The 22693-nt window shown below is 66.7% G+C and carries 21 protein-coding genes; 12 read left to right on the forward strand and 9 right to left on the reverse strand.

All coding sequences use genetic code 11. The features are described 5' to 3' along the window. A partial coding sequence (locus tag VL973_RS03085) for an intermembrane phospholipid transport protein YdbH family protein (RefSeq protein WP_475526544.1) occupies window positions 1–967 on the reverse strand: 967 nt, incomplete at its 3' end. 167 nt (window positions 968–1134) lie between these two features. On the opposite strand from VL973_RS03085, the gene radC reads away from it, so the two are divergent. Further along, on the forward strand, window positions 1135–1818 hold the full coding sequence (gene radC, locus VL973_RS03090; protein WP_325282562.1) for a RadC family protein: 684 nt from the start codon (window positions 1135–1137) through the stop codon (window positions 1816–1818). A 68-nt stretch (window positions 1819–1886) separates the two neighbouring features. Here radC and VL973_RS03095 read toward each other — a convergent pair whose 3' ends face one another. Continuing rightward, window positions 1887–2210 carry an EF-hand domain-containing protein gene (locus tag VL973_RS03095; protein ID WP_325282563.1) on the reverse strand — a complete coding sequence of 108 codons (324 nt, stop codon included), beginning with the start codon at window positions 2208–2210 and terminating at the stop codon, window positions 1887–1889. Window positions 2211–2605: 395 nt separating this feature from the next. On the opposite strand from VL973_RS03095, the gene purB reads away from it, so the two are divergent. The 3 genes from purB to VL973_RS03110 are packed head-to-tail and all read left to right on the forward strand — an operon-like array spanning window position 2606 to window position 7035. Continuing rightward, window positions 2606–3946: an adenylosuccinate lyase gene (gene purB / locus VL973_RS03100; RefSeq protein WP_325282564.1), complete on the forward strand. Its 1341-nt coding sequence runs from the start codon at window positions 2606–2608 to the stop codon at window positions 3944–3946. After that, window positions 3943–4479: a biliverdin-producing heme oxygenase gene (locus VL973_RS03105; protein WP_325282565.1), complete on the forward strand. Its 537-nt coding sequence runs from the start codon at window positions 3943–3945 to the stop codon at window positions 4477–4479. Before purB ends, VL973_RS03105 begins: the two co-directional genes overlap by 4 nt. Continuing rightward, window positions 4480–7035 (forward strand): HWE histidine kinase domain-containing protein, encoded by a 2556-nt coding sequence (locus VL973_RS03110; protein ID WP_325282566.1) that lies wholly within the window; start codon window positions 4480–4482, stop codon window positions 7033–7035. Window positions 7036–7054: 19 nt separating this feature from the next. Here VL973_RS03110 and dnaJ read toward each other — a convergent pair whose 3' ends face one another. Both dnaJ and dnaK read right to left on the reverse strand, forming a co-directional pair. Then, window positions 7055–8170, reverse strand: coding sequence for a molecular chaperone DnaJ (gene dnaJ, locus VL973_RS03115; protein WP_325282567.1), 1116 nt, complete (start codon window positions 8168–8170; stop codon window positions 7055–7057). A 60-nt stretch (window positions 8171–8230) separates the two neighbouring features. Next, complete coding sequence (dnaK, locus tag VL973_RS03120; RefSeq protein ID WP_325282568.1) at window positions 8231–10138, reverse strand: molecular chaperone DnaK; 1908 nt, start codon at window positions 10136–10138, stop codon at window positions 8231–8233. Window positions 10139–10309: 171 nt separating this feature from the next. On the opposite strand from dnaK, the gene VL973_RS03125 reads away from it, so the two are divergent. From VL973_RS03125 to VL973_RS03155, 7 genes are read left to right on the forward strand one after another with little or no spacing between them, the layout of a single operon-like run. Continuing rightward, a complete protein-coding gene (locus tag VL973_RS03125) occupies window positions 10310–10750 on the forward strand; it encodes a copper chaperone PCu(A)C (protein WP_325282569.1) in 441 nt (146 codons plus the stop codon). After that, on the forward strand, window positions 10747–11640 hold the full coding sequence (locus VL973_RS03130) for a hypothetical protein (protein WP_325282570.1): 894 nt from the start codon (window positions 10747–10749) through the stop codon (window positions 11638–11640). The genes VL973_RS03125 and VL973_RS03130 overlap by 4 nt, the downstream gene beginning before the upstream one ends. Further along, window positions 11637–12095: a vgr related protein gene (locus VL973_RS03135; RefSeq protein WP_325282571.1), complete on the forward strand. Its 459-nt coding sequence runs from the start codon at window positions 11637–11639 to the stop codon at window positions 12093–12095. Before VL973_RS03130 ends, VL973_RS03135 begins: the two co-directional genes overlap by 4 nt. A 33-nt stretch (window positions 12096–12128) precedes the next feature. Continuing rightward, a complete protein-coding gene (locus VL973_RS03140; RefSeq protein WP_325282572.1) occupies window positions 12129–12404 on the forward strand; it encodes a metal/formaldehyde-sensitive transcriptional repressor in 276 nt (91 codons plus the stop codon). Window positions 12405–12415: 11 nt separating this feature from the next. After that, a complete protein-coding gene (gene dmeF / locus VL973_RS03145; protein WP_325282573.1) occupies window positions 12416–13369 on the forward strand; it encodes a CDF family Co(II)/Ni(II) efflux transporter DmeF in 954 nt (317 codons plus the stop codon). Window positions 13370–13410: 41 nt separating this feature from the next. After that, complete coding sequence (locus VL973_RS03150) at window positions 13411–14220, forward strand: ATP-binding protein (RefSeq protein WP_325282574.1); 810 nt, start codon at window positions 13411–13413, stop codon at window positions 14218–14220. Between the two features lie 13 nt (window positions 14221–14233). Next, window positions 14234–15064 carry a TIGR00266 family protein gene (locus VL973_RS03155; protein WP_325282575.1) on the forward strand — a complete coding sequence of 277 codons (831 nt, stop codon included), beginning with the start codon at window positions 14234–14236 and terminating at the stop codon, window positions 15062–15064. A gap of 10 nt (window positions 15065–15074) precedes the next feature. Here the strand turns inward: VL973_RS03155 and parE are convergent, their stop codons facing one another. Beyond that, complete coding sequence (parE, locus tag VL973_RS03160; RefSeq protein WP_325282576.1) at window positions 15075–17054, reverse strand: DNA topoisomerase IV subunit B; 1980 nt, start codon at window positions 17052–17054, stop codon at window positions 15075–15077. 172 nt (window positions 17055–17226) lie between these two features. Here parE and VL973_RS03165 point away from each other — a divergent pair, with 172 nt between their 5' ends. Beyond that, window positions 17227–18075 carry an outer membrane protein gene (locus VL973_RS03165; RefSeq protein WP_325282577.1) on the forward strand — a complete coding sequence of 283 codons (849 nt, stop codon included), beginning with the start codon at window positions 17227–17229 and terminating at the stop codon, window positions 18073–18075. Between the two features lie 71 nt (window positions 18076–18146). Here VL973_RS03165 and VL973_RS03170 read toward each other — a convergent pair whose 3' ends face one another. From VL973_RS03170 to VL973_RS03185, 4 genes are all read right to left on the reverse strand, one after another. Next, window positions 18147–19781 carry a pilus assembly protein TadG-related protein gene (locus VL973_RS03170; RefSeq protein WP_325282578.1) on the reverse strand — a complete coding sequence of 545 codons (1635 nt, stop codon included), beginning with the start codon at window positions 19779–19781 and terminating at the stop codon, window positions 18147–18149. Next, window positions 19778–20194: a TadE/TadG family type IV pilus assembly protein gene (locus tag VL973_RS03175; protein ID WP_325282579.1), complete on the reverse strand. Its 417-nt coding sequence runs from the start codon at window positions 20192–20194 to the stop codon at window positions 19778–19780. The genes VL973_RS03170 and VL973_RS03175 overlap by 4 nt, the downstream gene beginning before the upstream one ends. 72 nt (window positions 20195–20266) lie before the next feature. Then, entirely contained in the window at window positions 20267–21427 is a 1161-nt protein-coding gene (locus VL973_RS03180; protein WP_325282580.1) for a CaiB/BaiF CoA transferase family protein, read from the reverse strand. Beyond that, the gene (locus tag VL973_RS03185; RefSeq protein ID WP_325282581.1) at window positions 21427–22611 is read right to left on the reverse strand and encodes an acyl-CoA dehydrogenase; all 1185 of its coding nucleotides are present in this window, start codon (window positions 22609–22611) and stop codon (window positions 21427–21429) included. The genes VL973_RS03180 and VL973_RS03185 overlap by 1 nt, the downstream gene beginning before the upstream one ends. Between the last annotated feature and the right edge of the window lie 82 nt (window positions 22612–22693).

Here is a 22693-nt window from a genome sequence, read left to right on the forward strand (position 1 = left end):
GCCGCAGGTCGACCCCGCCGGCGCCGGGCACCACGCGACCGGCCCCGATGCGGCCCGCCAGCCGCATCCGTTCCCCGTCCCAGCGAAACGGCCCGGCAAAGGACAGCCCGGTCGCTTCTGCACGTCCGGCCCGAACGCCCGCCAGCATCAGGTCGCCGCGCCCCGATATGCCCGCCGGCGCACCATCGAACCGGATCGTGCCACCCAGCCCGGCAGCACGGACTCCCGCAGCGGCGATCCGGTCGGCCCGCAGCCGCGCGCTGCCCGCCCAGCGGTCCAGCGCCTCCGGCAGTTGCACATCGACGGTCGCACCGATGCCGCGCGCTTCATTGTCGCCGCAGGCGGCGTTGGCAGCGCGAATCGGGCCGGTCAGTGCGATGGCGCGCGCGCGCACGGCAATGCCCATCGCCGCTTCGACCGCCTGCGCCGTGCAGCCCGACGCCGCCAGCCGTTCGGACACCAGCGCCAGCCGTCCCCGGAATCCATCGTTCAGCGCCCCCTGCCCGCTCAACCGTGCGCCCAGCACCCCCGCCGGCGTTTCGATCCGCGCGCGACCGTCGCTGATTGTCAGATCGAGTTCGGGCAATGCGAACGGCTTGCCCGATGGCGGCGGCATCAGCCGGTCGAGCGCGCCCAGCGACAAGCGACCGTCGCGCCATGCCGCGCGCATCCGCACCCGGCCCGCGACGATGCCCGTCACGTCCGGCGCGCCGAACCCCAGCTTCGTGCGGATCTCGATCCAGTCGGCGACCAGATCGGGGCGCGCGGGGTCGCCGATGACCAGGTTTTCGATCCGCTGCATCGATGTGCCGATCTCGGCCACGTCATATCGCGCCCGAACGCCGCGCGCCGCCAGTTCGCGGGCGATGAAGCCCTCGGCAATCGGGCGGCGTTGCGACCACAGCACCAGCAGCCCGGCGAGCAACGCCAGCGCGATGCCCAGCGGGACACGGCCCCGCCGCGGCACGCCGAACAAGCGCCACCATCGCCGCGCCGGCGCGGCGCCCGGCCTTTCTTCAGCTTTTGCCGTCACAAATCCCCGAACCGCCGAACGACCGGATCGTTGCGCGGTCGAACGGACGGGGTCAAGCCGTCTGCTTGCACGGCGCCGTCCAGCGCCCTAACCCGTTCCCCATGAACGAGGGGGCCAGCGACACGACCGGGCATCGCGCGCGCCTGCGCTCGCGGCTGCTGGGTCATGGGGGCGAAGCGCTGCTCGACCATGAACTGATCGAATATCTGCTGGCGCTGGCGATCCCGCGGCGCGACACCAAACCGCTGGCCAAGGCGCTGCTGCGCGAATTCGGCGGGATCGGCGGCCTGCTGGCAGCGGATGCCGATGCGTTGATGCGGGTTGATGGCATGGGGGAAACATCGGCCGCGGCGATCAAGATCGCCCATGCCGCCGCGATCCGGCTGGTCCAAGGCGAAGTCGCTGCCCGGCCCGTGCTGGCGAACTGGCAGGCGCTGCTCGATTATCTGCGTGCCGAAATGGCGCATCACGCGATCGAGCGCGTGCGCGTGCTTCACCTGAACAGCCGCAACATGCTGATCCGCGATGAATTAATGAGCGAAGGATCGATCGATCAGGCCGCCGTGCATGTGCGCGAGGTCATCCGCCGCGCGATCGATCTGGGTTCGGCGGCGATCATTCTGGTCCACAACCACCCCTCCGGCGATCCGCAGCCCAGCCGCGCGGACATCGACCTGACGCGCGCGATCGTGAGCGCTGGCAAGCCGCTGGGCATCGCCGTGCACGATCATCTGGTGATCGGCACCGACGGTCATGCCAGCCTGCGCGCGATGGGTCTGATCTGAAGCACACGCAAAATGGCCGCCGATCCCGTTGGGGGACCGGCGGTCATTTTGGTTATTCGAAAGCCGGGTTAAGACGCGCCCTGCGCCAGAAAGCTCGTCAACTCGTTCTTGGACACCTTGGTCGATTTGTCGGCATCGGCCGAGGCAAAGGCCTGTCCGACCCAGGTCTGCACTTCCGCGCTTTGCGCGTTGGTCGCGGGGTCGCTGGCGCTACGCAGCGCGACCATCCACTTGCCGAACTCGTCCTGTGTGATCTCGCCGTCCTTGTCCCCGTCATAATTGGGGAACTCGGTCTCAACGATCTGCGCGATCTGAGCCACGCTTGCCTGTTGCGGCTGGCCGGCGGCGTCGGTCGGCGCAGCTTCCGCGCTCTGGGCCGGGTCGGCGCTCATGGTCGAGGGATCAGTCGCTTGAGTCGCACCTGGGTTCGACGTGGTGGCTGCTGACGCATCAGCAGATTCGGTCTGCGCGGGTGCAGTCGTCTGCGTATCTGGCATAGTCGTCGACTGACCCTGCATGTCCTGTGCAAAGACAGGTCCGCTGATAATCATGGCACTTGCCAACAGAATGGGCTTCAACATCGGGTTTCTCCTAGTTGTGCACATGCCTGTGCAGACATTATACATAGGCATGAAGCGCTGAATTGCGAGGACACAATGCTTTATTCGGATCGGGCGTTCCGTTATAAGCGTGATTGCTAAGGCGTTCGCCCTTTGCTAGCGCACGGCCCGTCGCAGTTCGGAGCCTTCGGCGCGACGAACTGATTCCGCCTGCGAAAGGAAAAATCTTGGTCCCGCGCTATGCCCGCCCCGCCATGACGGCGATCTGGACGCCCGAAGCCCGTTTCCGCATCTGGTTCGAGATCGAAGCGCACGCGACCGATGCGCTGGCCGATCTGGGCGTCGTGCCGCGCGACGCCGCCGCCGCCCTGTGGCGTTGGTGGGATGGCGAAAAGGCCAAAAGTGCTGACGGCGAAGTCCCGATCGACGTGACCGCGATCGACGCGATCGAGGCCGTGACCAAGCATGATGTCATCGCCTTCCTTACCTGGGTTTCCGAACAAGTGGGGCCTGAGGCGCGCTTCATGCATCAGGGCATGACCAGCTCCGACGTGCTCGACACCTGTCTGGCGGTGCAGATGTCGCGCGCCGCCGACATTCTGATCGACGATATCGACGCGCTGCTGGCCGCGCTGGAACGGCGCGCACGCGAACACAAGCTGACTCCGACGATCGGGCGCAGCCACGGCATCCATGCCGAACCCGTCACCTTCGGTCTCAAGCTGGCGCAGGCCCATGCCGAATTCGCCCGCAACCGCGCCCGGCTGGTGGCGGCGCGCGCCGACATCGCCACCTGTGCGATTTCGGGCGCGGTCGGCACGTTCGCCAATATCGACCCGCGCGTCGAGGAACATGTCGCCGCCAAGCTGGGCCTGTCGGTCGAGCCGGTGTCGACACAGGTGATCCCGCGCGACCGTCACGCGATGTTCTTTGCCACACTGGGCGTCATCGCCGGGTCGATCGAACGGCTGGCGACCGAAGTGCGCCACCTGCAACGCACCGAAGTGCTGGAGGCGGAGGAATATTTCTCGCCCGGCCAGAAAGGCTCGTCGGCGATGCCGCACAAGCGCAATCCGGTGCTGACCGAAAACCTGACCGGCCTTGCCCGCATGGTGCGCGGTTATGTCACCCCGGCGCTGGAAAATGTCGCGCTGTGGCACGAACGCGACATCAGCCACTCGTCGGTCGAGCGCTATATCGGCCCGGATGCGACCATCACGCTCGACTTCGCGCTCGCGCGGCTGACGGGCGTGGTCGACAAGCTGGTCGTCTATCCTGAGCGGATGCAGAAGAATCTCGATCGCATGGGCGGTCTGGTGCACTCGCAGCGCGTGCTGCTGGCGCTGACGCAGGCCGGTCTCAGCCGGGAAGACAGCTATCGGCTGGTCCAGCGCAATGCGATGAAAGTGTGGGAATCGGACGGCGAACTGTCGCTGCTCGATCTGCTCAAGAATGACGCCGAAGTCACCGCCGCCCTGCCGGTGGCGGAAATCGAGGCACGCTTCGACCTCGATTACCACCTGAAGCATGTCGACACGATCTTCGCCCGCGTGTTCGGCACCGCGTGAGGGACGGGCACCGCCTGCTGCGTGAAGCGACCCATGCCGCGCATGAGCGGCTGGACGGATTGTTCGCCAGCTTCGACCTGGGCAGCGATGCGGGCTATCGACGCTTCATCGGCGCGCAGGCGAGCGCGATGCTGCCGGTCGAAGCCGCGCTGGGCGACGGTGGCGCCGAACAGGTGGTGGATGACTGGCCGTCGCGGCGTCGCAGCGATGCGTTGCTTGCAGACGCAGCAGCCCTGGGCGTGACGCCCCGCCCCGTCGCCGCGCCGGTGTTCGACAGTCTGCCATCCGTTGCCGGGGCACTTTATGTCGTGGAAGGGTCGCGCCACGGCGCCCGCCACTTGGTCAGACAAGTTGCCGCAGGCTTTCCGTTGCGTTTCCTTGACATAGATCAAGTGCCCGGAAACTGGGGGAAATTGCTGGATCGCGTCGATATGATCCTCTACAGTCTGGATACTCGCGACAAGGCGGTTACGGCCGCGCTGGCGACGTTCGACTGTTTCGAACGGGCGGGGCGTAACTGGATGAACGACTAGATGCAGCAAACCGTCCCGGTCGACCTTGGCAATTGCGATCGGGAACCGATCCACCAACTGGGTGCGATCCAGCCCTTTGGCTTTCTGCTCTGTCTTTCGCCCGACTGGATCATCCGGCGCGCGACCGCCAACCTGCCCGATTATCTGGGCATCAGTGCCGAGGACGCGCTGGGATCGCCGGCCATCGATTTTTTCGGGGCGGAAGCAATCCACCTGCTTCGCAACCGCATGACGTTGCTGCGCGGCGCCGATGCGGTCGAGCGGGTGTTCGGTGTCCAGATCAGGGGCGGTCGCCGGTTCGACTTCGCCATGCATGTCAGCGGCGGCGACATCGTGATCGAGGGCGAGCCGAGCGCGGAAACACCGGTCAGTGATACTGCCAGCACCATCCGCGCGATGATCGGCCGGCTCGATGCGACCAACGGCCTTTCGGCTTTCTATCGTGAAGGCGCGCGGCAAGTGCGCGCGCTGACCGGGTTCGATCGTGTCATGGTCTATCGCTTCGACGCCGACGGCGCGGGAACGGTCGTGGCAGAGGCGGTGGGCGGTGGCCTGGGCAGCTTCCTCGACCTGCGTTATCCGGCGTCCGACATTCCGAAACAGGCGCGCGCGCTCTATCTTCGCACGCCGTTCCGCATCATCGCCGATGTCGCCGCAGAACCCGTGCCCGTCGTGCCGTCACTGGACGAACGTGGCCAGCCGGTCGACCTGTCCCTGTCGGTGCTGCGTTCGGTTTCGCCGATCCACATCGAATATCTGGTCAATATGGGCGTCGGCGCTTCGCTGTCGATCTCGATCATCGTCGAGGGCCGGTTATGGGGGCTGTTCGCCTGTCACCATTATGGCCCCCGCCGGCCGGGGTTCGAGCGGCGTTCGATCGCGGAACTGTTCGGCCAGATGTTCGCCTTCAAACTGGAAGCGCGCGAGCGTCAGATGCTTTCAGCCTATGAATCCGCCGCGCGGGCAGCGTCGGACCGGTTGCTGGCAGCGATTGCGGGCGACAATCAGTTGCTCGACAATCCCGATTTCATTGCCGAGATGCTGGGAACGGCCATCCCGTGCGACGGCATCGCCATCTGGCTGAACGGGCATGTCGCCCAGTCGGGACAGACGCCGCCCGCCGACTTCATCCCCGTGATCGCCAAGCGGCTGAACGCCATGACGCCGGGACATATTTTCGCGACCGACCACCTGTCCGCACTGTTGCCGCAGGCGGACGCGTGGGCCGACCGCGCCGCCGGGATGCTGGCGCTGCCGATCTCGCGTTCGCCGCGCGATTATGTGCTGCTGTTCCGCGAGGAACGCATTCGCAGCGTCAACTGGGGGGGGGATCCCCACAAACCCGCCAGTTGGGGTCCGAACGGCGCGCGCCTCAGCCCGCGCAAGAGCTTCGAGGCATGGCGCGAGGAAGTGCGCGGACGCGCCGAACCCTTTACCGACGCCGAACTGCGCGTGGCCGAAATGCTGCGTGTCTCGCTGATCGAAGTGGTGCTGCGCCTGTCCGACGACGCGCAGGAGGAACGCCGCCGCGCGACCGAGCGGCAGGAACTGCTGATCGCGGAGTTGAACCACCGCGTCCGCAACATCCTGAGCCTGATCCGCGGACTGGTGCGCCAGTCGCGCGATCCGCAGGCCGACACCGCAACCTATGTGCGGATGCTGGAAGGCCGGATCGAGGCGCTGGCGCGCGCCCATGACCAGATCACGCAGGACAATTGGTCGCCCGCGCCGCTTCGCCGGCTGATCGAAACCGAAGCGGCAGCCTATCTGGGCGGGCGTGCATCTCGCCTGAAACTGGAGGGAGAGCCGACGCTGCTCAGCCCGCAGGCGTTTTCGACCATGGCGCTGGTGCTGCACGAACTGATGACCAATTCGGCCAAATATGGCGCGCTGTCGGACAGCGGCACCGTCGCGGTCGGCTGGCATCGGAGCGACCTTGACGAACTGGTCATCGAATGGCGCGAACATGGCGGGCCGCCCGTCAATGCACCGACGCGACAAGGGTTCGGCACGACGATCATCCAGCGTTCGATCCCCTATGACCTGGGCGGTCGCGCCGAGATCCGGTATCAGCTCGCCGGGCTGGAGGCCGATCTCATCATTCCAGCCCGCCACATCAGCGGTGGCGACGCGGCATCGGCGCCGGCCGCCTTGCCGCTCGGCGATCCACGCGATTCATCGGCAATCCACGATCAAGCCGTGATCGATGGCGTGGCGCTGCTGGTCGAAGACAGCCTGATTATCGCCATGGATGCCGAAGATATCCTGAATGCGCTGGGCGCCACCAATGTCGTGACGGCAAACGGCACGGCGCAGGCGCTGGCCGAGATCGAACGGGAGACGATCGCGGTGGCGGTGCTCGATTTCAATCTGGGCGACGAAACCAGCCTGGTGGTGGCCGAGGCACTGGCGGCGCGCGGCGTGCCGTTCATTTTCGCCACCGGCTATGGCGAACAATTGTCGTTGCCAGAGGCGCTGGCCGAAACGCCGGTGCTGCAAAAACCCTATACGGCGGCCAATCTGCGGCGCCTGCTCGGCTCGATCCTGGGCGCCTGACGGGGGGCGTCCGGCGGCGTCAACCGCCGAACGCCGCCTTCATCTTGGAAAAGAAGCCCGAATCCTCATCGATCGGGGGCGCCTGTCCATCCGCCTCGCGCAGTTGTTCCAGCAATTCGCGCTGGCGGGCCGTCAGGCGCGTCGGCACCTGCACTTCGACATGCACCACCATGTCGCCGCGCCCGCGCCCCTGCAGCACCGGCATCCCCGCCCCACGCTGACGGATTTCGCGGCCCGAAGGCGTGCCCGGGGCAATGCGGATGACATGTTCGGTGCCGTCCGGCCCCTGGATCGTCACGTCGCCGCCAAGCGCCGCGGTCGCGAAGCTGATCGGCGCGCGTGCATGCAGCGTCGTGCCCTCCCGCGAGAAGACCGGATGGCGCGCGACGTGCAGGAAGATATACAGGTCGCCCGGCGGCGCGCCGCGCGGCCCGGCTTCCCCCTCGCCATTCAGGCGGATGCGCGTGCCTTCATCGACACCCGGCGGCACGCTGACGCTGAGCGTCTTGGTCTTGTCGACCCGGCCATCGCCGCGACAGGTGGCGCACGGATCGGCGATCACCTCACCCGCGCCCATGCAGGTCGGGCAGGTCCGCTCGACCACGAAAAAGCCCTGCTGCGCGCGCACCTTGCCAATGCCGCCGCAAGTGGAACAGGCGCGCGCTGCCGTGCCCGGCTTGGCGCCGCTGCCCGCGCAACTGTCGCACGCGCTCGACACATCGACCGTAATTTCGGTCTGATGCCCGTGAAACGCCTGTTCGAGCGAGATTTCCATGTCATAGCGCAAATCGGCGCCACGCCGCTGCGTCCGGCCGCCGCGCTGGCCGCCCATGAACTCGCCGAACACGCTTTCGAAGATATCGGAAAAGCCGGAAAAATCCTGTCCGCCGCCACCCGCGCCGCCGCCCTGGAACGCGGCATGGCCATAACGATCATAAGCGGCGCGCTTCTGCGGGTCCTTCAGGACTTCATAGGCCTCGCTGATGGCCTTGAACTTGGCTTCATGCTCCTTGCACCCCCCATTTTTGTCGGGGTGATATTTCATGGCGAGCTTGCGATAGGACGATTTGATCGTCGCCCCGTCAGCATCGCGCGCGCATCCAAGCACTTCGTAATAATCAACCTGGGTGGTCATACATGCCCCCTATGCCCGCCGCCGTTCCGGGAACCCTGAAAACGGCGGCGGATCATAGTCTTATGCCTTCTGGCTGTCGTCCACCTCGGAGAATTCGGCATCGACGACATCGTCGTCCCTGGCCGAATCCGCCGCAGCACCCGGCGATGCTTCTTCCGCCTGCTGCTTTTCGTAAATCGCCTGACCCAGCTTCATGGCGACGTTCGCCAGCTCCTGGGTCCTGGTCTGCATCGCATCGCCATCGCCGCTTTCGACCGCGGCCTTGGCCTCGGCAATCTTGGCCTCGATCTCGGACTTGAGCGCACCGTCGACCTTGTCGCCATTGTCGGCAAGCTGGCGCTCGGTCGTGTGGATCAGGCTTTCGGCATTGTTCTTTGCCTCGGCCGCCGCACGGCGCTTCTTGTCTTCCTCGGCGAACTGCTCGGCGTCGCGGACCATGCTCTCGATATCGGCGTCCGACAGACCGCCCGATGCCTGGATGCGGATCTGCTGTTCCTTGCCCGTGCCCTTGTCCTTGGCCGACACGTTGACGATGCCGTTGGCGTCGATGTCGAACGTGACCTCGATCTGCGGCACGCCGCGCGGCGCGGGGGGGATGCCGACCAGATCGAACTGGCCCAGCATCTTGTTGTCAGCGGCCATCTCGCGCTCGCCCTGGAACACACGGATCGTCACGGCGCCCTGATTGTCGTCGGCGGTCGAATAGACCTGCGACTTCTTGGTCGGGATCGTCGTGTTGCGGTCGATCATGCGCGTGAACACGCCGCCCAGCGTTTCGATGCCCAGCGACAGCGGCGTCACGTCGAGCAGCAGCACATCCTTAACGTCGCCCTGCAGCACGCCGGCCTGGATCGCCGCGCCGATCGCCACCACCTCGTCAGGATTGACGCCGGTGTGCGGTTCCTTGCCGCCAAAGAACGATTTCACGACTTCGCGCACCTTGGGCATACGCGTCATGCCGCCGACCAGCACCACTTCGTCAATGCCGTCATTCTTTACGCCGGCATCGGCCATCGCCTTTTTCAGCGGATCGAGCGTGCGCTGGATCAGGTCATCGACCAGCCGTTCCAGCTCGGCGCGGGTGATCGACTTGACCAGATGCTTGGGGCCGTTCTGATCGGCAGTGATGAAGGGCAGGTTGACCTCGGTCGTCTGCGCCGACGACAGCTCGATCTTGGCCTTCTCCGCCGCTTCCTTCAGCCGCTGGAGCGCCAGCTTGTCCTTGGTCAGGTCGATGCCTTCGGCCTTCTGGAAATCGCTCGCCAGATACTGGACCAGCTTGGAATCGAAATCCTCGCCGCCCAGGAACGTGTCGCCATTGGTCGCCTTGACCTCGAACACGCCGTCGCCGACCTCCAGGATCGAGATGTCGAACGTGCCGCCGCCCAGGTCATAGACCGCAATCGTCTTGTTCTCGTTCTTGTCGAGACCGTAAGCCAGCGCAGCCGCCGTCGGCTCATTGATGATGCGAAGCACCTCAAGGCCCGCGATCTTGCCCGCGTCCTTGGTCGCCTGACGCTGGGCGTCGTTGAAATAAGCGGGGACGGTGATGACGGCCTGGGTCACGGTTTCGCCCAGATACGCCTCGGCCGTTTCCTTCATCTTCTGAAGCGTGAAGGCCGAAATCTGCGACGGGCTGTAATCCTGGCCGCCCGCTGACACCCATGCGTCGCCGTTGGGGCCGCGGGCGATGGTATAGGGCACCAGTTCGGTGTCCTTGCGCGTGACCGGATCGTCAAAACGCCGGCCGATCAGGCGCTTGACCGCGAAGATCGTGTTGTCGGGGTTGGTGACCGCTTGGCGCTTGGCCGGCTGACCGATCAGTCGCTCCCCATCCTTGGCGAAGGCGACGATCGAGGGGGTGGTGCGCGCACCCTCCGCATTCTCGATCACTTTGGGCTTGCCACCCTCCATCACCGCGACGCAGCTGTTGGTGGTGCCGAGATCAATACCGATTACTTTAGCCATATTCCCTCGTTAGGCCCCCGGTTCAATATGTTGAGAAGGCTCCGCCCCGGACCGGCAGCGGAACCCGTTACAGCAGCGGATATAGTGGGGGTTCGCCTTGCCGCAAGATTGCCGCACGGCTAGGCGTCGATCAGGCGATGGTGGATAAGGTGTCCCATGCGGGGAAGCGCGGTGCGAGGCGGGATTTTGGCGGTATCGCTGGCAACGTCGCTGGGCGGGTGCGGCGGCGGCGGGGGCGATCCGGTCGCGCATGACGCCTGGGTCCGGCTGCCCGCCGTGTCCGGGCGTCCGGCGGCGGCCTATCTGACGATTCAGGGCGGGCGCGAGAATGTCCGGCTGAACACCCTGCGCGTTCCCGCCGCCCGGCGCGTGGAACTGCATGAAACGGTCGGGGACGGCGCAGTCATGTCGATGCGCCCCGTCGGCGGCGTCGACGTCGCCGCGGGCACGACGGTTTCGCTGGCGCCCGGCGGCATCCATGCAATGCTCCACGACCTTGACCCCGCGCTCAAGCCCGGCGGGACGACGCGCATGACGCTGGTGTTCGATTCGGCGCCACCGATCGAACTGGACGCCAAACTGACCGCGCCGGGCGCCACCGCGCCCGAATGAGTGCGCTGGCGGCCCTGCTGATACAGGCGGCAGCCCTGTTTCCGCAGGGCGGCGCCATCGGCCTGACGCCGCCCGCGGACATGCGCGAGGCGAGCGATTTCACGGGCTTTGCCAATGCGGCGGGCGACAGCATCGTCATCGCCGAACTCCCGCGCGAGGCCTGGCCCCAATTGGTCGAGCGCCTGAGCGCGACCCCGCCGGGCCGGCCGCTGCCGAATGGCGTGATCCTCGACGGGCCGGGCGACCTCATCAAGCTGCCGAACGGCGAGCGGGCGGTGCGATGGCGCGGGCACCAACAGGTCGGCGGCACCCGCCATGCCAAATGGATCGTGCTGGCCGAAAGCGCCGAGACGACCGCCGTCGTGACCGCTCAGGTCGAGGCATCCCGCGCGGCGGATCGCGCGCCCGCGATCGAAGCCGCGCTGGCGACGCTGCGGTTCCAACGGCCAGCCGATCTGGAAAGCGCGATTGCGGCCCTGCCCTTTGTCATCGGCGACCGGGCGGGGTTTCGCGCGGTTCGCACGCTGATGGGATCGGGGCTGATCCTGACCGAGGGGCCGCGCGATACCGACCCTGACGGGGCGCAACCGCTGGTCGTGATCGCATCCAGCCTCGACAAGCGCGCACCGCCCGACCGCGCCGGCTTTGCCCGCAAGCTGTTCGAAGGGCAGCCCAATTTCACGCGGCTGACCGTCGGCGACGTGACGACGGGCGGCGACCGGGTGACGATCACCGGCACCGCGGTCGACCGCGCGCGCTATGTCACGCTGCGCCAGCATCTGCGCTTCGTGGGGGACGGCGGCTATCTTCGCACCATGTGCATCTGGCCCGTCGCCGATGACCTGACCCAGCGCTGCGACCGGCTGGCCGCGTCGGTCGCGCCGCGATGAAGGGGCGCCCGCTGACCGCCGATGAAATCGCGCTGGCGCGATCGGTGTTCGGCGATGCCATCGATTATGCGCGCGTCGGCATCGCCAACCGCAAATGGGCGTTCTTTCAGCCCCGGAACGTTACGATGGCGCCGCTCGGCTCGATCCATTTCCACCCCGGCGGGGGACTGTATTGCGACGATTTCGCCTGTGTGGACGCCGACCGGCAGGGGTTGTTCATCCACGAAATGGTGCATGTGTGGCAGCATCAGCAGGGCATGTTCCTGCCGGTCCGCCGTCATCCGTTCTGCCGATACGGCTATAGCCTCAAGCCCGGCTGGCGGCTGGATCGCTATGGGATCGAGCAGCAGGCGGAGATCGTCCGCCACATCTTCCTGTTGCGGCAGGGGCGGATTGTGCCCGGAGCACCGCCGCTGGAGCAGTATCGCGGCATCCTGCCCTTCCAACCCGGTTGAGGCGCGCCGAAGAATAGGATACCCCCCTATCCTATGTCGCATACATCGCAGGACCAGGACCGGCTGCTGGCACGCATCCGGCGTATCGCGGGGCAGGTCGCCGCCATCGAACGCGCGGTGCAGGCCGGCGCGCCTTGTGCCGAGACGCTGCACCTGGCCGCCGCCGTGCGCGGCGCGGTCGCCGGGCTGATGGACGGGCTGGTCGAGGAACATTTGCGCGAACATGTCGCCGCCGACGGGCTGAGCACCGAACAGCGCGCGGCGGGCGCCGACGAACTGGCGACGGTGCTTCGCCGTCATTTTCGCTGAGGACACGCGCGATGCCGCCGCACATCGACCACCATCACGCACATCGCCACGTCCCGCCTGCCCCGGCGCGCGACACGGGCCACCCGTGTTCGCGCACGCACGAATATCTGGGCGACGCGCATGAGGCGAATGCGCGGCGCACCTTATGGGTCGTGTGGCTGACGGCCGCGATGATGGTCGCGGAAATCGCCGCCGGTTACTGGACCGGATCGATGTCGCTGCTGGCCGATGGCTTTCACATGGCGACCCATGCGGGTGCACTGGGCGTGGCGGCGATCGCCTATCGCTATGCCCGCGTCCATGCCCGCGATCCCAGCTACACCTTTGGCACCGGGAAAGTCGGCGACCTGGCGGGCTTTGCATCAGCCATCATCCTGGCGCTGTTCGCGATCGGCATCGGGGTTGAAAGCGTGCGCCGTATGATCGAACCGGGCACGGTGGCGTTTGGGGAAGCGACCCTGGTCGCGGTCATCGGGCTGGCCGTCAATCTGGTCAGCGCGCTGCTGCTGGGCGGCGGGCACCATCATCACGGGCACGGGCACGACCACAGCCACGCGCACGACAACAATCTGCGCTCCGCCTATCTGCACGTTCTGGCCGATGCGCTCACGTCGGTCCTGGCCATCGCGGCGTTGCTGGCGGGGGCGTATCTGGGCTGGGTGTGGCTCGATCCGATCGTGGGCGTGCTGGGCGCGATCGTCATTGCGCGCTGGTCATGGGGGCTGATGGCGGACACCGCGCGCGTGCTGCTCGACCGGGCCGAGCCGGGACTGGCCGACGCGATCCGCCACGCGGTCGAGGAACCGGGCGATGCCCGCATCATCGACCTGCATGTCTGGCGCATCGGACCACAGGCGCACGCGGCGATTGTCGAGGTGGACGGCATTGCCAGCGAGGGCACGGTGCGCGAACGGCTGTCACCCGTCGCTGCGGTCGCGCATCTGACAGTCGCGCGGCGCGGTTGACGCTTGACCGCAACGGCGCACGGGCGGCATCGCAGGCGCCGATGACCGACCCGCTTGCCCGCATCGCCGACGCGCTCGACCGCATCGCCCCGCCGCCGCCCGCCGATGCCGATCCGCTGGCGCATCCGGCCTATGTCTGGGACGGCGCCAATCTGCGCGCGGTTCGCGCCTTTGCCCCGCAACCGCTCGACCGGCTGAAGGGCATCGACCGCAACCGCGACGTGCTGCTGGCCAATTTCACGCGGCTGGCGGACGGCGTGGCGGCACAGGACACGCTGCTGTGGGGTGCGCGCGGAACCGGCAAGTCGGCGCTGGTCAAGGGCGTGGTCGGCGCGCTGCAGGCACAAGGCAAGGCGATAGCGCTGGTCGAGGTCATGACCGACCGGCTGGACACCCTGCCCCGGCTGTTCGCGCTGCTGGCGGACCGGGCGCGCGCCTATGCCATCTTCCTCGACGATCTGGGATTTGATGCAGCGGGCGAAGCGCGGGCGCTGCGCTCACTGCTGGAGGGCGGGGCGGAAGCGCGGCCCGCCAATGCGCGCATCGTGGTGACGTCGAACCGCCGCCACCTGATCCCCCGCGACATCGCCGAGCAGGAAAGCGCCATCAACCCGCGCGATTCGATTGATGACCAGATGGCGCTGGCCGACCGTTTCGGCCTGTCGCTGGGGTTCCACGCGCTGGATCAGGACGGGTATCTGGCGATCGTCGCGGGCTATGCGAACGCAATGGGCCTTGCGTTCGATCCCGCCGATGCGGTGCAATGGGCGACACGTCGCGGCAGCCGGTCGGGGCGGGTTGCGTGGCATTATGTGACCGAGCTGGCCGGGCGCGCCGGCAAGACCGTCTGAACGGAGAGCGAGCATGAACAATAGTCCGTGGAGCCATCACCGCCGCGCCGGCGTGGCCGACGACATCGACTTCGAGATCAAGGGCCAGGAGCTTCAGTTCGTCGAGATCGAACTCGACCCCGGCGAAAGCGCGGTGGCAGAAGCAGGCGCGCTGGTGTGGAAGGATGCCACCATCGGCATGACCACCGTGTTTGGCGACGGTTCCGGCGGCGCGGACGGCGGTTTCATGGGCAAGCTGCTGGGCGCGGGCAAAAGGCTGGTGACGGGCGAAAGCCTGTTCACCACGGTGTTCACGCATCAGGGATCGGGCAAGGCGCGCGTCGCCTTTGCCAGCCCGACGCCGGGGTCGATCCTGCCGATCCGGCTGGACCAATTGGGCGGCACGCTGATCTGTCAGAAGGACAGTTTCCTGTGCGCGGCCAAGGGCGTGTCGATCGGTGTGGCGTTTCAGCGGCGCGTGATGACCGGCCTGTTCGGTGGCGAGGGTTTCATCATGCAGAAGCTGGACGGCGACGGATGGGTATTCGTCCAGATGGGCGGCACGGTGGTCGAACGCGAATTACGCGCGGGCGAGGAACTGCACGTCGATACCGGCTGCCTGGCGGCCTATACCCCGTCGGTCGATTTCGATCTGGTAACGGTGGGCGGCATCCGCACGATGTTCTCGGCGGGCGAAGGCGCGTTCTTCGCCCGGCTGCGCGGGCCGGGCAAGGTGTGGATCCAGTCGCTGCCCTTCGCCCGGCTGGCTGGCCGCATGATGGCTGCGGCGCGCGGCGGCGGCGGCAATCGCGGCGAAGGATCGGCGCTGGGCGGGCTTGGCGACTGGGTCGGCGGCAATAATTAGAGCGGTCAGATCAGGCGTCCAGTTCCTCCGCCTCCAGCCGCGCGGCGTTTTCCTGGATGAAAGCGAATCGGTGGGCAGGGTTGTTGCCCATCAACCGATCGACCAGATCCTTTACGCCCGCCCGCTCCTCATATTCCTGCGGCAGGGTGATGCGGATCAGACTGCGTGTCGAGGGGTCCATCGTCGTCTCCCGCAACTGGCCGGGGTTCATCTCGCCCAGCCCCTTGAAGCGCGCGACATCCACCTTCTTGCCGCGAAACGCCGTCCGCTCGATCTCGGCGCGGTGGGCGTCGTCGCGGGCGTAGAGCGACTTCGCGCCGACTGTCAGGCGGTAAAGCGGCGGCTGCGCCAGATACAGATGCCCGCGCCGCACCAGTTCGGGCATCTCCTGAAAGAAGAAGGTCATCAACAGCGTCGCGATATGCGCGCCGTCGACATCGGCGTCGGTCATGATGATGATGCGTTCGTAGCGGAGATTGTCGGGCGCGCAGTCCTTGCGCGTGCCGCATCCCATCGCCAGCACCAGATCGGCGATTTCCTGATTGGCGAGGATCTTGGCGCTGGTGGCCGATGCGACGTTCAGGATCTTGCCGCGAATGGGCAGGATCGCCTGCGTCTTGCGGTCGCGCGCCTGCTTGGCCGAACCGCCTGCCGAATCCCCTTCGACGATGAACAATTCGGTGCCTTCGGGACTGTCGGCGGCGCAATCGGTCAGCTTGCCGGGCAGGCGCAGCTTGCGCGCGCTGGTCGCGGTCTTGCGCTTGACCTCCCGCTCGGCCTTGCGGCGCAGGCGTTCGTCCATCCGGTCGAGAACATAGCCGAGCAGCGCCTTGCCCCGGTCCATCCGGTCGGACAGGAAATGGTCGAAATGGTCGCGCACCGCCTTTTCGACCAGGCTGGCGGCTTCCGGGCTGGTCAGCCGGTCCTTGGTCTGGCTTTGAAACTGCGGCTCGCGGATGAACACCGACAGCATCAGTTCGGACCCGACCATCACGTCGTCGGGCGTCAGGTCCCTGGCCTTTTTCTGTCCCACCAGTTCGCCGAACGCGCGCAGGCCGCGCACCAGTGCCTGGCGCAACCCCTGTTCATGCGTGCCGCCATCGGGCGTGGGAATGGTGTTGCAATACCAGCTATAGCTGCCGTCGCTCCACAGCGGCCATGCGACCGCCCATTCGACCTTGCCCGCACCATCGGGAAAGTCCTGCGCGCCGGCAAAAAAATCGGCGGTCGCGCATTCGCGAGCGCCGACCTGTTCCTTCAGATGGTCGGCCAGGCCGCCGGGAAACTGGAACACCGCCTCGACCGGCGTGTCATCGGTGATGACAGCAGCCGCGCATTTCCAGCGGATCTCGACGCCCGCGAACAGATACGCCTTGGACCGCGCCAGTTTATAAAGGCGTGACGGCTTGAACAGCATTTCCGGCCCGAAAATCTCCGGGTCGGGGGTGAAGGCGACCGACGTGCCGCGCCGGTTGGGCGTGCCGCCCAGATGCTCCAGCGGGCCAAGCGTCTGCCCTTTCGAGAAACGCTGGCGGTAAAGCTGGCGGTCGCGCGCGACCTCCACCACCGTATCGTCCGACAGCGCGTTGACGACGCTGACGCCGACGCCGTGCAGGCCGCCCGACGTGGCATAGGCCTTGCCCGAAAACTTGCCGCCGGAATGCAGCGTCGACAGGATGACCTCCAGCGCCGATTTATCGGGAAAGCGCGGATGCGGATCGACCGGAATCCCGCGGCCGTTGTCGGTGACGGTCAGCCGATTGCCTTCACCCAGCGTGATCTCGATCCGGGTGGCGTGGCCGGCTACCGCTTCGTCCATCGCATTGTCGAGCACTTCGGCGGCCAGATGATGCAATGCGCGCTCGTCGGTCCCGCCGATATACATGCCGGGCCGGCGGCGAACCGGCTCCAGCCCCTCCAGCACCTCGATCGAGGCGGCGTTGTAATCACTGGGCGGGGTCGGTGCGCTGGCGAACAGATCGTCGGACATGCCCCTGCTATAAGCCGGGTTCGCGCGGGAACAAAGCAAAGCCGGATTCGAGGCAGTGTGGCCGATCCGCAACACCGCCCGCATCTTAATTCCGCCGCAATGCAGCTAACTCGCATCAAGGGCGTTCGGCGCTCGTATCTGTTAGCGTAAACCAGTGAGGAGTAAGTTTCGTATGCGTACGCGCACCCTTATCCGCGCCGCCATCGGCATGTCGGCGATGGCCGCAGCGGTTCCGGCCCTGGCCCAGACCAGCGACGGCGAACTGCGCTTCAACGGCCCCTATGTCGGCGGGTCGTTCGGCGTCAGCGTCCAGGGCAACGACGTCGGTGAATCGGTCGTGTTCGACCGCGACCTTGACGGTAATTACGGCGACATCGTCTCGACGGCGGCGGGCGGCAACGCCTTCTCGCCCGGGTTCTGCAATGGCGGCGCGCGCGGCGCGACCCCGGCGGGCGGCTGCTTCAACGACAAGGACGAGATCGAATATTCGGCCCGCGCGGGCTGGGACGCCCAGATGGGCAATATCGTCGTCGGTGTGGTCGGTGAGTTCGGCAAGAGCCAGGTCAAGGACTATGTGACCGGCTACAGCACGACGCCGGCTTTCTATCAGTTCGGCCGCAGCTTTGACTGGAATGCCAGCATCCGCGGCCGCGCGGGCTATGCCGCCGGTGGCAAGACGCTGTTCTACGCAGCGGGCGGCCCGGCCTATGCGCGCATCAACAACAGCTTCACCACCTCGAACGGCGCCAACGCCTTCACCAGCGAGGATGCGAAGCACAATAGCTGGGGTTACACCGTCGGTGGCGGTGTCGAGCAGTCGGTGACGCGCAACATCTCGCTCGGCCTCGAATATATGTATAACAACTACCAGGATGACGATTATGTCGTCCGCGCAGGCCCCGGCACGGCGCCCGCGACCAACCCGTTCCTGCTGGGCAATGCATCGGGCACCGACATGCGCCGCAGCGACGACAATTTCCGCTTCCATTCGGTCCGCGCGACGGCAGCTTTCCGCTTCTGATGCGAATGTGATCCAGTTAGTAGCGTAAGCGTATCGCCCCGCCGTCGAAACCGACGGCGGGGCTTTTCATGTCATTCGACCAGCACCGGCTGGCCGCAGCGCAGGCCCGTGACCCACAGATCGGCCTCTCCCACGCCGACCCCCAACAGGCCGGTGACGGTGTTGAGCAGCGGGTCGAGCACCGGCGCCAGCAGTGCCAATTGGCCGCCCACCGCCTGAACCACCGGATCGACCGGGATCGGCAACAGGCCCAGCACCACGCCGCGAAGCTCGATGCGCTGCATCAGGCTGGCCGCGATGCCGCCGGCCAGCGCCTGTCCCTTGACCGTCTGCACGCTGCGCGCGGCGATGGCATCGGCATCGAAATGGCGCGTCTGGAACGGCTCGGCCGCGCCGAGGTCGATCGCCGCGCGCCCTTCGAGCCGCAGCAGCAGCGTCTTCAGCAAGTCGGCGCGCGACAGCGTCATCGGGGTCCTGAAATCGTTCAGGCGCGACGGGTCGATTTGCGCGATCGCCACCTGACCGGGACTGGGCCGCCCGCTTAGGACGACGCTGCGCGGACGGGCACAATCGATGCGCTCCAGCCGCGCTTCCCCGCTCGCCAGTTCGACGAACACCGGCAGTTCGACCGACGCGAGGCTGAGGCCGGGCAATGGCTGGGCATTGAGCTTCGCCTCGGCATAAATCCGCGTCTGTGCCGTCCGCACGACCGGCGAACCGTGGCGCGACAGGGCGATCCAGGGCGCGTTGTTGGGCCGTTCGCCGATGGCGACCCACAGCCTGGTCGTGGCGATGCCCGGCACCTGCGCGCCAAGATCGATCGCGACCTGCCGGTTGCTGGCGCTGCCCTGAATGACGTTGCTCGCCAGATCGAGCGTGCTGACTTCGACCAGTCCGCCCCCGCCGCCATCCTGACGGCCCAGTTCGCCAAGGTCGATCAACTCGGCCAGGCGGATCGTGCCGGTCGCGGTCGTCGCCAGTTGCGATAGCGCGGCGCTGGCGACCGGATCGACCACCTGTCGCGACAAGCTGCCCAGCACCGTTCCTGCCGGCAGTTCGGCCTGAAGCACCGAGTCATAGGTCGCCACGCTCAGCCCCGCATCGGCACCCAGCACCGGCAACCATGGCAACAGGTCGAGCCTGGCGGACGCCAGTGCCTGATAATCCATCACCGAAAGCGACACATTGCCGCCGGTCAGGCCCGACAACAACGCATTGGCGACCCCGCCGTTCAGGCCGAGCAGCCGGCTGCCGATCGCAAAGCCCGCCATGTCAACGCGGCGCGCCGTGGCGCGGCGTTCGACGGTGATCGCATCGGTGCCGAAAACGCGCGCGAAAAAGGTCGGAACCGTTGCCTGCACGCTGACGCGCACGGCATCGGCCCCGGTCGAACCCACGACAAGTCGCTGGTCGGCGGTCAGCCCGGTGTCGGTGCGATAGCGGCCCGTCGCCACCGCGCTTTGCACGGGGAAGTTGCCGGGACTGGCCGCGACCAGCGCTTCGGCCAGCGGGCGTGCGCGTTCCAGATCGCGCGCCGCCGCCAGCGCGCCAGCATCGGCCACCCCCTGCAACCGCCGCCGCTCAAGCTGCACCACGCCCAGATCGACCGCCAGCGCCGCCATGCCCAGCAGCATCGGCATCGCACCCGCGACCAGCACCGCGACCGCCCCGCGACGCTCGCTCGCCAGCCGGGAAAGCCGGATCATGGCAGTTCGGCCAGTTCCGCCACGGCCCGCCGTTCGAGGATCGGGGCGGGCATCGGCACCATCGCCACGCGCAGCAGCGACAAGTCGCGGGTGTCGACCGTCACGGCGACCAGCACGCGGCCATTCTGTTCATCGAACCGGGTATCGACCGTTTCGGGGCGTGCAAGCGCCGCCCCCGCCAGACCCTCCGCCACGCTGTCACGCGCCAGCGTTTCGCGATCCGCGCGCGACGGGGCTACGATCGCGGCCCGCGCCGCATCATTGGCAAGTTGCTGAAGCGTGTGCGCGGTCAGGATATATTGGCCGTAAGCCAGGATGCCGAGCAACAGGACCATCAGGATCGGCGCCAGCAAGGCGAACTCGATCAGCGTAGCACCCCTAGCGTTTGAAAGAAGATGGCGGGAACGGTTCATGCCGCCTTGTAATCGGCATGTTCTTTACACCCGGCTTTTCACTTCCGCCGTTTCGGACTTGATTTACGCTGTTCAGGGAAGGTCTGGCACATCCGTTTCGGATGATTGTCGCGCATTTGCTGCGCCCAGCATCGGCGCTGCCATGGCAACGAAATGCTCGCGCCCGACGAAGCGGATCGGCAGGCCGATACCGGGCACGCGATCGCCGCCGGGGCGCGCGGCATCCACCTTCAGGCCGCGATGCGCGATCTGCGGATCGGACAGCGCCTGATCGACGCGGTTGATCGGCCCGGCGGGCACGCCCACCGCTTCCAGCGCCGCAAGCAGCGCGTCGCGTTGCCATTTGACCGTGGCGGCGGAAACCAATGCGTCCAGCCGCTGCCGGTCGGCGACCCGCAACGCATTGGTGGCGAACCCGGCGTCCAGAGGGATATCCAGCACATCGCACGCGCGCAGAAACTGACGGTCATTGCCCACCGCCAATATGATCCAGCCGTCACGAACCGGATAGGCGGCATAGGGCGCGATATTGGGGTGGGCGTTGCCCATCCGCGTCGGCGCGACCCCCGATACCAGATAGTTCATCGCCTGATTGGCGAGCGTGCCGGTCATCACGTCGAACAGCGCCATGTCGACATGCGCGCCGCGCCCGGTGCGCTCCCGCTCGGCCAGCGCCGCCTGGATACCGATCACGGCATAGAGACCGGTCAGGATGTCGGCATAAGCGACGCCGATCTTCTGCGGCGCGCCGTCCGGCTCCCCGGTCAGGCTCATGATCCCGCTCATGCCCTGCACGATGAAGTCATAGCCGGCGCGGCCCGCATAGGGGCCGTCCTGTCCGAAGCCGGTAATCGAGCAATAGACAAGGCGCGGATTCAGCGCCGCAAGGCTGGAATAATCGAGGCCATATTTGACCAGCCCGCCGACCTTGAAGTTCTCGATCAGCACATCGGCCCCGGCGACCAGTTCACGGACCGTCGCCTGCCCCTCCGCCGTCGCGAAGTCGGCAACGACCGACTGCTTGCCGCGATTGGCGGCGTGGAAATAGGCCGCGTCGCGGCTGCCGTCGGGATTGTCGATGAAGGGCGGCCCCCAGCGGCGGGTATCGTCGCCCTCGGGACTTTCGACCTTGACCACATCGGCGCCCAGATCGGCCAGCACCTGTCCCGCCCATGGCCCGGCCAGGATGCGCGCCAGTTCAACGACGCGCAGGCCGGCAAGCGGCCCCGCCATCAAAAGGCGGCGTGGCCGGTGATCGCGCGGCCCAGGATCAGCGCGTGGACGTCGTGCGTGCCTTCATAGGTGTTGACCGTTTCAAGGTTCACCATGTGGCGCATCACCTGATACTCGCCCGAAATGCCGTTGCCGCCGTGCATGTCGCGCGCCGCCCGCGCAATCTCCAGCGCCTTGCCGCAATTGTTGCGCTTGACCAGCGAGATCATCTCCGGCGCGAACCGCCCCTCGTCCATCAGCCGACCGACCTGAAGGCTGGCCTGCAGGCCGAGCGCGATTTCGGTGGCCATGTCGGCCAGCTTTTTCTGAAAAAGCTGCGTCGCCGCCAACGGGCGGCCGAATTGCTGGCGGTCCAGCCCATATTGCCGCGCGGCGTGGTAACAGAACTCCGCCGCGCCCATCACGCCCCAACTGATGCCGTAACGCGCACGGTTGAGGCAGCCAAACGGCCCCTTCAACCCCTCCACGCCGGGCAGCAGCGCGTCTTCGGGCACGAATACCTCATCCATCTGGATCATGCCGGTGATCGACGCGCGCAGGCTAAGCTTGCCCTCGATCCTGGGGGCGGACAGGCCCTTCATGCCCTTTTCAAGGATGAAGCCCCGGATCGCGCCGTCATGGGCATCGGACTTGGCCCAGACGACGAACACGTCGGCGATCGGTGAATTGCTGATCCACGTCTTGGCGCCCGACAGCAGATAGCCGCCATCGACCGGCTTGGCGCGCGTCCGCATCCCGGCGGGATCGGACCCGGCATCCGGCTCGGTCAGGCCGAAGCAGCCGATCAACTCGCCCTTTGCCAGCCCCGGCAGATATCGGGCGCGCTGCGCGTCGGAGCCGTAAGCGTGGACGGGATACATGACCAGGCTGGACTGCACGCTCATCATCGAGCGATAGCCCGAATCGACCCGCTCGACCTCCCGCGCGACCAGGCCATAGGCGACATAGCCCGCGCTCGCGCCGCCGAACGCTTCGGGAATGGTGACGCCCAGCAGCCCCTGCTCGCCCATCTCGCGGAAAATGGCCGGGTCGGTGTGTTCGCGGTCGAACGCATCGACGACGCGCGGCTGCAGCTTGTCCTGTGCGAACGCGCGCGCGGCATCGCGGATCATCCGCTCGTCATCGCTCAACCCGGTGTCGAGCAACAGGGCATCGCCCCAGTCGAAGCGCGTCATTCCAGCCATCACATCCTCCTGCGCGATGGTTTCGGGCAAAAGGGGGGTGGCGTCAAATCGCGTAACGTAACCCTCGAGTCACCCCGGACTT

The sequence above is a fragment of the Sphingomonas sp. genome (genome assembly GCF_035490575.1).
Lineage (GTDB): Bacteria > Pseudomonadota > Alphaproteobacteria > Sphingomonadales > Sphingomonadaceae > Sphingomonas.